Here is a 405-nt window from a genome sequence, read left to right on the forward strand (position 1 = left end):
GTTGGATTTACGAACAGTTCTTCCATTATATCCTCATCCGTAACCTGAATACTATGAATTGCTTCCCTATAAGATGACAGGGCTGCCTTCTGCTTTGCATCGTAATAATGTTCTTTTAAAGCAGGATATAGCATTACAGCAATGCCCATGCAGATTAAAGATATCCCTGCTATATTTTTAAAAATTCGTTTTCTATTCATAAAACACCTCACATCAGCCATAGAGCACTCTAACTGGATACCTATAAATTTTTCTTTTAAATAGATTTTAACATAATTAAAGCGAAGAAAACTAAGGCTTAGAATATATTTGTTATATATTTTTAAAAAGTCAACTCCCTTATCACAATTGATTAAGGGAGCTAATCTTAAGATCCTTTGTTCTATCTCTTTATACTTCTTGGCT

At 32.1% G+C, this 405-nt stretch carries 1 protein-coding gene; it reads right to left on the reverse strand.

Annotation, left to right across the window (positions count from 1 at the left end):
• A partial coding sequence (locus RCF13_RS05430; protein WP_308140945.1) for a hypothetical protein occupies window positions 1-405 on the reverse strand: 405 nt, incomplete at both ends.

This window comes from Stenotrophomonas maltophilia group sp. RNC7, assembly GCF_030910085.1.
Classification (GTDB): Bacteria; Pseudomonadota; Gammaproteobacteria; order Xanthomonadales; family Xanthomonadaceae; genus Stenotrophomonas; species Stenotrophomonas sepilia.